The organism is Pseudomonas parafulva NBRC 16636 = DSM 17004, from assembly GCF_000730645.1.
In the GTDB taxonomy this organism is placed as follows: domain Bacteria; phylum Pseudomonadota; class Gammaproteobacteria; order Pseudomonadales; family Pseudomonadaceae; genus Aquipseudomonas; species Aquipseudomonas parafulva.
Genome location: NZ_BBIU01000005.1, coordinates 70165 through 83147 on the forward strand (window position 1 = coordinate 70165; position 12983 = coordinate 83147).

Sequence of the window (12983 nt, forward strand, 5' to 3'; positions counted from 1 at the left end):
GGAACACCCCATGACGCATGCCTTCGAACTCCCGCTCACGCTGGTCCAGGCCCTGACGCAGCGTGCCGCGCTCAGCCCGGACCAAGTCGCCTTGCGCTTTCTGGCCGACACGCCGGGCGAGCAGGCGGTGCTCAGTTACCGGGACCTCGACCAGCGCGCCCGTGCCATCGCTGCCGCCCTGCAGGCGCGGGCCGGCTATGGCGAACGCGCGGTATTGCTGTTCCCCAGCGGGCCAGACTACGTAGCGGCGTTCTTCGGCTGCCTGTACGCCGGCATCATCGCCGTGCCTGCCTACCCGCCAGAATCGGCCCGCCAGCATCACCAGCAGCGGTTGCTGTCGATCATCGCCGACGCACAGCCGCGCCTGCTGCTGACCGTCGACGCCTTGCACGGCAGCCTGCAGGGCCTGGACGCGCTTTCAGCCGCCGATGCCCCTGAGCTGCTGGCCGTCGATGGCCTTGACCTGGCACTGGCGGATGCGTGGCGCGAACCCGTGCTCAAGGCCGACGACATCGCCTTCCTGCAGTACACCTCCGGCTCCACTGCGCTGCCCAAGGGCGTCCAGGTCAGCCACGGCAACCTGGTGGCCAACGAACAACTGATCCGCGGTGGTTTCGGCATCGACCTCAACCCCGATGATGTGATCGTCAGCTGGTTGCCGCTTTACCACGACATGGGCCTGATTGGCGGGCTGCTGCAGCCGATTTTCAGCGGCGTGCCGTGTGTACTGATGTCGCCGGGCTACTTCCTGGCACGCCCCCTGCGCTGGCTACAGGCAATCAGCGAATACGGCGGCACCATCAGCGGGGGCCCCGACTTCGCCTACCGGTTGTGCAGCGAGCGGGTCAGTGAAAGCGCCCTCGAAGGGCTCGACCTCAGCCGCTGGCGCGTGGCGTATTCGGGTTCCGAACCGATCCGCCAGGACAGCCTGGCCACCTTCGCCGAGCGCTTCCAGGCCTGTGGTTTCGACCCGCAAAGCTTCTTTGCCAGCTATGGCTTGGCCGAAGCCACCCTGTTCGTCAGCGGCAGCCGCCGTGGCCAAGGCATCGCGGCGCTGGAACTGGACGCCCAGGCCTTCGCCGAACACCGCGCCGAGCCTGGCGAAGGCAGCGTGCTGATGAGTTGCGGCTGGCCGCAGCCCGGGCATGCCGTGCGCATTGTCGAGCCCCAGCACCTGCAGGTACTGGCCGACAATCAGGTGGGTGAAATCTGGGCGGCAGGGCCGAGTATCGCCCTGGGGTACTGGCGCAACCCTGAGGCGACTGCCCGCACCTTCGTCGAGCAGGGCGGCCAGCGCTGGCTGCGTACCGGCGACCTGGGTTTCATGCGTGACGGTGAGGTGTTCGTGACCGGCCGTCTGAAGGACATGCTGATCGTGCGCGGTCAGAACCTGTACCCGCAAGACCTGGAAAAAACCCTGGAACAGGAGGTTCAGGGGCTGCGCAAAGGCCGGGTGGCGGTGTTCGGCGTGGAGCACCAGGGCGAAGAGGGCATTGGTGTGGCGGTGGAGGTCAGCCGCAATGTGCAGAAGGCGATAGACCCCCAGGCGCTGATCACCACCCTGCGCCAGGTGATCGCCGATGCCTGCCGTCAGGCACCTGCCGTGGTGTTGCTGCTGAACCCCGGGGCGCTGCCCAAGACCTCCAGTGGCAAGCTGCAACGCTCAGCCTGCCGCCTGCGCATGGAAGAGGGCACCCTGGATTGCTACGCCCGCTTCCCGCAGCAGCGTCCAGAGGCCGCCCGAGCCCTCAGCGGCGATGCCCTGCAAGCGCGTATCGCCCAGGTATGGCGGGATGTTCTCAACGTCGAGACGGCGGCCGCCGACGACCACTTCCTGTTGCTGGGCGGCAACTCCATCGCCGCCACCCAGGCCACTGCACGGCTGGCCGACGAGCTGGGCATCGACCTGAGCCTTCGTACCCTGTTCGAAGCGCCGGTGCTGGCCGATTACACCCGCGCAGTGGCAGCCCTTGTCGCGCAAGGGCTGCCTCAGGCGGCTGCCATCGGCACCTTGCAACGTGAACAACCGCTGCCCCAGTCGCTGGCCCAGAACCGCCTGTGGCTGCTGTGGCAGCTGCAACCCCAATCGGCGGCCTACAACATTCCGGCCGGGCTGGTGCTGCGCGGCGAGCTCGATGAGCACGCACTGCAGGCTGCACTGCAGGCGCTGGTGGAACGCCACGAGTCCCTGCGCACGGTATTCAGCGAGGCAGGCGGCCAGCCGCTGCAGCACATCCTGCCCGCCCAGCCGCTGGCCCTGCAGCACCTTGACCTTGATGGGCTGCCTGGCGCTCAGGTCACCCTGCAGCGTGAAGCCGAAGCCCGCCAGCCGTTCGACCTGACCCAGGGCCCGCTGCTGCGCGTCACCCTCGCGCGTCTGGACGATGAACACCACCAGCTCTGGGTAACCCTGCACCACATCGTCGCCGACGGCTGGTCGCTGAACATTCTGCTGGACGAACTGGCCCGCTTGTACGCGGCCAGCTGCCAGGGCCTGGAGGCCAAGCTGGCGCCGCTGACCCTGGGCTATGCCGACTACGGCACCTGGCAGCGGGCGTGGCTGGCCAGCGGTGTGGCCGAGCGCCAGCTGGCGTACTGGCAGGCGCACCTGGCAGGCGAATTGCCCGCGCTGGACCTGTGCACCGATCACCCCCGCAGCCGCCAGCGTGAGCACCTTGCCGCGCGCTTGCAGGTCAAGGTGCCCACGCGCCTCACCGAAGCCCTCAAGCGCCTGGCCAGTGAGCAGCAGGCCAGCCTGTTCATGGTGCTGCTCGCGGGCTGGCAGGCGTTGCTGTACCGCTACAGCGGCCAGGCTGACATCCGCGTGGGCATCCCCAACGCCAACCGCCCGCGCCTGGAAACCCAGGGGTTGGTGGGGTTCTTCATCAACACTCAGGTACTGCGTGCGCACGTCGATGGGCGGTTGCCGTTCACCCAGTTGCTGGCCCAGGTGCGCCAGGCCAGCGTCGAGGCACAGGCCAACCAGGACCTGCCGTTCGAACAGCTGCTGGAGGCGTTGCCCGATGCCCGCGAGCAGGGCCTGTTCCAGGTCATGTTCAACCACCAGCAACGCGACCTGTCGGCCTTGCGCCGCCTGCCCGGGCTGCTGGCCGAGGAGCTGCCCTGGCACAGCCGTGAAGCCAAGTTCGACTTGCAGCTGCACAGCGAGGAAGACCACCAGGGCCGCCTGAGCCTGGCGTTCGACTATGCCAGCGAGCTGTTCGAGGCCAGCACTGTCCAGCGCCTGGCCGAGCATTTGCTGGCCCTGTTCGAGCAGGTTTGTGCCAACCCGCAATGCCCGGTGGGCGACGTGCAGCTGTTGAGCGAGGCGGCCCGTGCGCAGTTGCTGGGCTGGGGCCAGGCCCCGGCACCTGCGCCCCAGCGCCTGCTGGTGGAGCAGCTCAACGAGCAGGCCCGGCTTCACCCGCAGCGCGTGGCGCTGGCCTGGGAGGGTGGCAGCCTCGGCTATGCCGAACTGCACCAGCAGGCCAACCGCCTGGCCCATTACCTGCGCGACAAGGGTGTGGGCCCCGATACGTGCGTGGCCATTGCCGTGGAGCGCTCGCCGCAGTTGCTGGTGGGCCTGCTGGCCATCCTCAAGGCCGGTGGTGCCTATGTGCCGCTGGATGTGGACTACCCGGCCGAGCGCCTGGACTACATGCTCAGGGACTGCCAGGCCAGCCTGCTGCTCAGCCACAGCAATACACTGCACAACCTGCCCCAGGTCGACGGCGTGAGTGTGATCGCCCTTGATCAACTGCACCTCGACAGCTGGCCCAGCCAGGCCCCGGGCCTGCACCTGGAAGCCGACAACCTGGCCTATGTGATCTACACCTCCGGCTCCACCGGCCAGCCCAAAGGCGTGGGCAATACCCATGGTGCGCTGGCCGAGCGGCTGCAGTGGATGCAGGCTACCTACGGCCTGGACGACAGCGACGTGCTTCTGCAAAAAGCACCGATCAGCTTCGACGTGTCGGTGTGGGAGTGCTTCTGGCCGCTGGTCACCGGTTGCCGGCTGGTGCTCGCCGGCCCCGGTGAGCACCGCGACCCGCAGCGCATCGCTGCCCTGGTCCAGGCTCATGCTGTGACCACGCTGCACTTCGTACCGCCCCTGCTGCAGGTATTTGCCCAGGAGCCCCAGGCGGCCGGCTGCACCAGCCTGCGCCGGGTGTTCTCCGGTGGTGAAGCCTTGCCGGCCGCATTGCGTGACCGCGTGCTGCAGGTGCTGCCGCAGGTGCAACTGCACAACCGCTACGGCCCGACCGAAACCGCCATCAACGTCACCCACTGGCACTGCCAGGTGGCCGATGGCGAGCGCTCGCCCATCGGTCGCCCGCTGGGCAATGTGCTGTGCCGGGTACTGGACGACGAACTCGAACTGACCGCCCCCGGCGTGCCGGGTGAGCTGTACCTCGGTGGCGCGGGCCTGGCCCGTGGCTACCTGAACCGCCCAGGCCTGACCGCCGAGCGCTTCGTGCCCCAGCCTGATGGCCATGGCGAGCGGCTGTACCGCAGCGGTGACCGCGCCCGCTGGCAGCCGCAGCTCGAAGCGCTGGAATACCTCGGCCGCCTGGACCACCAGGTAAAGGTGCGGGGTTTCCGCGTGGAGCCTGAGGAAGTGCAGGCGTGCCTGCTGGCGCAGGCCGGCGTCGAGCAGGCCTTGGTGCTCATTCACCAGGACGCCGTCGGCGCGCAACTGGTGGGCTACTACAGCGGCAGTGCGCAGCCAGCCGACCTGTTGAACGTGCTGGCAGCGCAACTGCCCGCCTATATGGTGCCGGCGCAGCTCGTGCCCCTGGCACAGATGCCCGTGGGCCCTAGCGGCAAGGTCGACCGCAAGGCGTTGCCGGCCCCGGTGTGGCAGCAGCGCGAACACGTCGAGCCGCAGACGGCGCTGCAGCAAACCATCGCCGCCATCTGGCGCGAGGTGCTGAACCTGCCGCGCGTTGGCCTGCAGGACGACTTCTTCGCCCTCGGCGGGCACTCGCTGCTGGCCACCCAGATCGTGTCGCGCACGCGCCAGGCCTGCGATGTGGAACTGCCGCTCAAGGCGTTGTTCGACGCCAGCGAACTGGGGGCGTTCTGCGCCGAAATCGCGCGCATCCAGGCAGCCGGTGAACGCAACCTGCAAGGGCAAATCGCCCGTGTGGACCGCCGCCAGGCCGTGCCGCTGTCGTATTCCCAGCAGCGCATGTGGTTCCTCTGGCAGATGGAGCCGGGCAGCCCGGCCTACAACGTCGGCGGCATGGCCCGCCTGCGCGGCACCTTGCATGTGGATGCTTTCGAACGGGCGCTTCAGGCGCTGCTGGTGCGCCACGAAACCTTGCGCACCACCTTCCCCAGCATTGATGGCGTGCCCTACCAATGCGTGGCGGCAGACACCCGTCTGCAGCTGCACTGGCAGGACCTCAGCGCCTGGCCCGCCGAGACCCGCCAGCAACGGCTGCAGCAACTGGCCGATGACCAAGCCCACCAGCCGTTCGACCTGGAGCGCGGCCCGCTGCTGCGCGCCTGCCTGGTGAAAGCCGGCGAGCGCGAGCATTTCTTCGTGCTCACCCTGCACCACATCGTCACCGAAGGCTGGGCCATGGACATCTTCGCCCGCGAGCTGGGCGAGCTGTACGAGGCCTTTGTCGATGACCGTGACTCGCCACTGGCACCGCTGCCCGTGCAGTACCTGGACTACAGCGTGTGGCAGCGCCAGTGGCTGGACAGCGGCGAGGGCGCCCGTCAGCTCGCCTATTGGCAACAGCGCCTGGGCGCCGAGCACCCTGTGCTGGCACTGCCCGCCGACCGCCCACGGCCCGCTGTGCAGAGCCACCGGGGCGCGCTGTACCGTTTCGAGCTGGCGCCGGCCCTGGTAAGCCGCGTGCATGCCTTCAATGCCCAGCGCGGCCTGACCCTGTTCATGACCATGACCGCCACCCTGGCGGCCCTGTTGCACCGCTACAGCGGCCAGCGTGACCTGCGCATCGGTGCCCCGGTGGCCAACCGCATCCGCCCGGAAAGCGAAGGCCTGATCGGAGCCTTCCTCAACACCCAGGTGCTGCGCTGCCAGCTGGATGGCCAGATGACTGCCAGTGCGCTGCTGGAGCAGGTGCGCCAGGCCGCCGTCGAGGGCCAGTCGCACCAGGACCTGCCGTTCGACCAGTTGGTGGAGGCCTTGCAGCCGCCCCGCAGCAGCGCCTACAACCCGTTGTTCCAGGTCATGTGCAACGTGCAGCGCTGGGCCTTCCAGCAAAGCCGCACCTTGGCGGGCATGCAAGTGGACTACCTGGTCAACGACGCCAGTGCCACCAAGTTCGACCTGTACCTGGAGGTCACCGACCTGGACGGCCGCCTGGGCTGCTGCCTCACCTACAGCCGCGACCTGTTCGATGAGCCGCGCATTGCGCGCATGGCCGAGCACTGGCAGCAGTTGCTGGTGGGCCTGCTCGACGACCCGCAACAACGCCTGTGCCAATTGCCGATGCTGACCAGCGCCGAGCAACAGGCGCTGACCGGGGAGTTGCAGGGCGAGCAGGGCTTCGACCTGGGCCAGACCCTGCACGGCCTGTTCGCCGCCCAGGCTGCGCGCACGCCCCAGGCGGGCGCGCTGACCTTCGCCGGCCAGCACCTGAGCTATGCCGAACTCGATCAGCGTGCCAACCGCCTGGCCCGCGCCCTGCGCGAGCGCGGCGTGGGGCCGCAGGTCCGTGTGGGCCTGGCCCTGGAGCGTTCGCTGGAAATGGTCATTGGCCTGTTGGCCATCCTCAAGGCCGGCGGCGCCTACGTACCCCTCGACCCGGAGTACCCGCTCGACCGCCTGCGCTACATGATCGAGGACAGCCGCATCGGCCTGCTGCTGAGCCAGCGGGCGTTGTTGAATACACTGGGCGACCTGCCGGAGGGCGTGGCACGCTGGTGCCTCGAGGACGATGCCGCCAGCCTGGCTGCCTTCAGCGATGCGCCGCTGGATAACGTCAGCCTGCCGCAGCACCAGGCCTACCTGATCTACACCTCCGGCTCCACCGGCAAGCCCAAGGGCGTAGTGGTCAGCCACGGCGAGTTCGCCATGCACTGCCAGGCGGTGATCGCCGCGTTCGGCATGCGCAGTGATGACTGCGAACTGCACTTCTATTCGATCAACTTCGATGCGGCCAGCGAGCGCCTGTGGGTGCCGCTGCTGTGTGGGGCCCGCGTGGTGCTGCGGGCCCAGGGGCAATGGGGCGCGCAGGAGATCTGCCAGCTGGTGCGCGAGCAGCAGGTAAGCATTCTTGGCTTTACCCCCAGCTACGGCAGCCAGCTGGCCCAATACCTGGGTGCGCAGGGCGAGCAACTGCCGGTACGGCTGGTGATCACCGGGGGTGAAGCGCTGACCGGCGAGCACCTGCAGCGCATCCGCCAGGCCTTCGCGCCGCAGCAGTGCTTCAACGCCTACGGCCCCACCGAAACCGTGGTCATGCCACTGGCCTGCCTGGCGCCCGAGGTGCTGGGGGCAGACCTGGGCAGCGTACCGATCGGGCGCGTCATCGGTAACCGTACCGCCTACATCCTGGACGAAGACCTGGCCCTGTTGCCCCAAGGCGGCATAGGCGAGTTGTATGTGGGCGGGGCGGGCCTGGCCCAGGGTTATCACGACCGCCCGGGCCTGAGCGCCGAGCGCTTTGTCGCCGACCCGTTCAGCACGGAAGGTGGCCGCCTGTATCGTACGGGCGACCTGGTGCGCCTGGGCGTGGATGGCCTGGTGGAGTACGTTGGCCGTGCCGACCAGCAGGTGAAGATTCGCGGCTTCCGTATCGAACTGGGTGAAATCGAAAGCCGCCTGCAGGCCCATGCCGATGTGGAAGAGGCCGTGGTGCTGGCACTGGACCTGCCGGGTGGCCGGCAACTGGTTGGCTACCTGGTGTGCCAGCAGGCAAGCGCCGCCAGCGAGGCCCAGGCCCGGTTGCGCGAGGCGGTGAAGGCCGATGCCCGCCAGCACCTGCCCGACTACATGGTCCCGGCGCACCTGGTGCTGCTCTGCAGCCTGCCGCTGATGGGTAACGGCAAGCTCGACCGCCGCGCCTTGCCCCTGCCGGACCTGGAGCAGGCCCGCCAGCACTACCAGGCCCCGAGTAACGAAGTGGAAGCGCAGCTGGCGCAGGTGTGGGCCGATGTGCTCAACCTTGCCCAGGTGGGTGTGAACGACAACTTCTTCGAGCTGGGTGGGGACTCGATCCTGTCGATCCAGGTGGTCAGCCGCGCCCGTCAGGCCGGTTTGCAGTTCAGCCCGCGTGACCTGTTCCAGCACCAGACCATCCAGACCTTGGCTGCCGTGGTGCAGCGCAGCGATACGGCCAGCGCCATCGAGCAGGGTCAGCGCACGGGCCAGACCGGCCTCACGCCCATCCAGCACTGGTTCTTCGACAGCGATGTGCCGCAGCCGCAGCACTGGAACCAGGCCGTGTTGCTACAGGCGCGTCAGCCGCTGGATCAAACAGTGCTGGGGCAGGCCCTGGAAGCCCTGGTGCAGCACCACGACAGCCTGCGCCTGCGCTTCGTCCAGGCCCATGGCCGCGTGCAGGCCGAGTATGCCCCGCCTGCTGCTGAGCAACTGCTGTGGACCGCCACGGTCGCTGATTTTGCCGACTGCCAGGCACTGTACACCGACGTGCAGCGTAGCCTGCACCTAGAGCGCGGGCCGTTGCTGCGTGCCTTGCTGGTCAGCGACGGGCAGGGCGCTCAGCGCTTGTTGCTGGCCATCCACCACCTGGTGGTCGACGGCGTGTCGTGGCGGGTAGTGCTCGAAGACCTGCAGGCGCTGTACCGCAGCCAGCCGCTGCCGGCCAAGACCCACACCCAGGGCGACTGGGCGGCCCGTCTGGCGAATTACGCTGGCAGCGATTCGCTGCGCGACGAGCTGGGCTGGTGGCAAGGCCAACTGGGTGGCGTGCGCCGCGAACTGCCCTGCGATCACCCGCAGGGGGGCAACCTGCACCGCCACGCCCATACGCTGGCCATCGGCCTTGACGTGGAACAGACCCGGCAACTGCTGCAGCAAGCGCCGGCGGCCTACCACACCCAGGTCAACGACCTGCTGCTGACGGCGCTGGCGCGGGCCCTGTGCGGCTGGAGCGGCGACCAGGAAGTGCTGGTGCAGCTCGAAGGCCATGGCCGTGACGGGCTGTTCGAAGACATGGACCTGACCCGCAGCGTCGGCTGGTTCACCAATGCCTACCCGCTGAGCCTACGCCCGTTGCCGGGAAATGACGACGCTGCGCGCGCCGGTTCTATCAAGCGTATCAAGGAGCAACTGCGCCAAGTGCCGCACAAGGGCCTGGGCTACGGTGTGCTGCGTTACCTGGGCGATGAGGCCGGGCGTGAACAGATGGCGGCCTTGCCGCAGGCGCGGATCACCTTCAACTACCTGGGGCAGTTCGACCAGCAGTTCGACGGCGCGGCGCTGTTCGAGCCACTGCAGGCACCGGCCGGCCAGGCCCATGACCCGGAAGCGCCATTGCCCAACTGGCTGAGCGTGGACGGACAGGTGTATGGCGGCGCCCTGCAACTGCGCTGGACGTTCAGTGCCGAACGCTATGACCCGGCAACCATTGCCCGCCTGGCCGAAGCCTATCGGCAGGAGCTGCTGGCACTGGTGGACCACTGCCTGGTCGATGGCAATGGCAGCTTCACCCCGTCGGACTTCCCCCTGGCGCACCTGACCCAGGAGCAGATCGACGCCTTGCCGGTACCGGCTGCGCAGATCGAGGACGTCTACCCCCTGACCCCGATGCAGGAAGGCATGCTGCTGCACACCCTGCTGGAGCCCGGCACCGGCCTTTACTACATGCAGGACCGCTACCGCATCAACAGCGCCCTGGACCCGCAGCGGTTTGCCCTGGCCTGGCAGGCAGTGGTGGCGCGCCACGAAGCGCTGCGTGCTTCGTTCAGCTGGAACAGCGGCGAGGCCATGCTGCAGATCATCCATAAACCGGGCAACCTGCCCGTCGATTACCAGGACTGGCGCGGCCTTGACGACACCGCCCAGGAAGCCCGCCTGCAGGCACTGCACAAGCAGGAGCGCGAAGCTGGCTTCGAACTGTTGCGTGAGGCGCCGTTCCATCTGCGCCTGGTGCGCGTGGCGGACGAGCGCTACTGGTTCATGATGAGCAACCACCACATCCTCATCGATGCCTGGTGCCGCTCGCTGTTGATGAACGACTTCTTCGAGGTCTACCAGGCGCTGGGCGAAGGCCGCCCGGCGCAGTTGCCGGTGCCACCGCGCTATCGCGACTACATTGGCTGGCTGCAACGCCAGGGCCTGGAGGATGCCCGCATCTGGTGGCAGGCGAACCTGGCCGGCTTTGAGCGCGCAACCGCCATCCCCAGCGACCGCCCGCTGCGCCATGACCACGCCGGCAGCGGCATGGTGGTCGGCGACTGCTACACCCGCCTGCAAGCCACCGAGGGTGTGCGCCTGCGTGAGCTGGCACAGGCCCACCAGCTTACCGTCAATACCTTCGCCCAGGCGGCCTGGGCCCTGGTGCTGGCGCGCTACAGCGGCGAGCGTGACGTGGCCTTCGGGGTGACCGTTGCCGGTCGGCCGGTGAGCATGCCGCAGATGCAACGCACCGTTGGCCTGTTCATCAACAGCGTCGCCCTGCGGGTGTGCCTGCCGCTCCCGGGTGAGCGCTGCAGTGTGCGCCAGTGGTTGCAGGGCCTGCTGCAAAGCAACATGGAGCTGCGCGAATATGAGTACCTGCCGCTGGTGGCGATCCAGGAATGCAGCGAGCTGCCCAAGGGCCAACCGTTGTTCGACAGCCTGTTCGTGTTCGAGAACGCCCCGGTGGAAACCGCCGTGCTCGACCACGCCCAGCACCTGAATGCCAGCTCCGATTCGGGCCGCACCCACACCAACTTCCCGCTGACGGCGGTGTGCTACCCGGGCGACGACCTGGGCCTGCACCTGTCGTTCGACCAGCGTTACTTCGACTACCCAACTGTCGAGCGCCTGCTGGCCGAGTTCAAGCGCCTGTTGCTGGCGCTGGTGCAAGGCTTCGACGGTGAGGTGAGCGAGCTGCCGCTGCTGGGCACCGAAGAACAGCGCTACCTGCTGGACGACTGCAACCGCACTGCGCACCACTACCCGCTGGAGCACAGCTACATCGCGCAGTTCGAAGCCCAGGTGGCCGCACACCCGCAGCGTACCGTGGCCCGCTGCCAAGAGGCCTCCTACGACTACGCCGGGCTCAACCTGGCGGCCAACCGCCTGGGCCACGCCCTGGTGGCAGCCGGGGTGAAGCTGGACCAGCCGGTGGCCCTGCTGGCCGAGCGCGGGTTGCCGCTGCTGGGCATGATCGTCGGCAGCTTCAAGGCGGGTGCCGGTTACCTACCGCTCGACCCGGGCCTGCCAAGCGCACGCCTGCAAGGCATCATCGGGCTCAGCGGCACCCCGGTGCTGGTGTGCACAGCGGGCTGTGCCGAGCAGGCCCGGCAATTGCTGGGCGGCCTGCAAGGGCAGGTGCAGTTGCTGGTGTGGGAGGACATCCAGGCCAGCCAGGTAGCCAGCCATAACCCGGGTATCTACAGCGGGCCGGACAACCTGGCCTACGTCATCTACACCTCTGGCTCCACCGGGCTGCCGAAGGGTGTGATGGTGGAGCAGCGCGGCATGCTCAACAACCAGTTGAGCAAAGTGCCTTACCTTGAGCTGAGCCAGCAGGACGTAATCGCCCAGACGGCGTCGCAAAGCTTCGATATTTCGGTGTGGCAGTTCCTCGCTGCCCCGTTGTTCGGTGCCACGGTGCAGATCGTGCCCAATGCGATCGCCCATGATCCCCAGGGCCTTTTGGCCCATGTGCAAGCCACCGGCATTACGGTGCTGGAGAGCGTGCCGTCGCTGATCCAAGGCATGCTGGCGAACGAACACCAGGCCCTGGACGGCCTGCGCTGGATGCTGCCGACGGGCGAGGCCATGCCGCCGGAGCTGGCCGCGCAGTGGCTGCAACGTTACCCGCATATCGGGCTGGTGAATGCCTACGGCCCTGCTGAGTGTTCGGATGACGTGGCGTTCTTCCGCGTCGATGCCGCATCTACCCGTGGCACCTACCTGCCTATCGGCACGCCGACCGACAACAACCGCCTGTACCTGTTGGGCGACGAACAGACCCTGGTGCCGCTGGGGGCGGTGGGTGAACTGTGCGTAGCCGGCACCGGTGTGGGGCGTGGTTACGTCAGCGACCCGGTGCGCACGGCCCTGGCCTTCATCCCGCACCCCTACGGGGCACCGGGTGAGCGGCTGTACCGCACCGGTGACCTGGCGCGGCGGCGTGCAGACGGGGTGCTGGAGTACGTTGGGCGTATCGACCATCAGGTGAAGATCCGCGGTTACCGCATCGAACTGGGCGAAATCGAAGCGCGCCTGCACGAACAACCACCCCTGCGTGATGCAGCGGTGGCGGTGCAGGAGGGCGTCAACGGCAAGCATCTGGTGGGCTACCTGGTGGCCCATCAGGGTGTGACCGGGGATGGCGCACTGCTGGAGCAGATCAAGCAACGGCTGCGCGCGGAACTGCCGGAATACATGGTGCCGTTGCACTGGGCCTGGTTCGACAGCCTGCCGCACAACGCCAACGGCAAGCTGGACCGCAAGGCCCTGCCAGCCATCGAAATCGGCGGCCAGCACAGCCAGGCCTACCAGCCACCCCGTACCGCGCTGGAGGAGACCCTGGCCGGCATCTGGGCCGATGTACTCAAGGCCGAGCGGGTGGGTGTGCACGACAATTTCTTCGAGCTGGGCGGGCATTCCCTGCTGGCTACGCAGATCGCCTCCCGGGTGCAGAAGCAGTTGCAACTGAACGTGCCGCTACGGGCGATGTTCGAGTGCAGCACGGTGGAGGAACTGGCGGTGTATGTGGAGGGGCTGCAGGGCAGTGCGCTGGACGAGGACAAGGTTGATCGGCTGAGTGATTTGATGGCGGAGTTGGAGGGGTTGTAGGGGGGAGGGGGGCTTCGTGCCCCCC

Annotated in this window: 1 protein-coding gene; it reads left to right on the forward strand. The window is 67.7% G+C overall.

From position 1 onward, the window contains the following. Positions 1–10 precede the first annotated feature (10 nt). Positions 11–12958 (forward strand): non-ribosomal peptide synthetase, encoded by a 12948-nt coding sequence (locus PPA02S_RS03425; protein ID WP_028632182.1) that lies wholly within the window; start codon positions 11–13, stop codon positions 12956–12958. Positions 12959–12983 lie beyond the last annotated feature (25 nt).

Excerpts from the sequence above, each read along its gene's own strand:
- PPA02S_RS03425 (WP_028632182.1), top strand. The coding sequence starts at position 11 with ATGACGCATGCCTTCGAACTCCCGCTCACGCTGGTCCAGGCCCTGACG.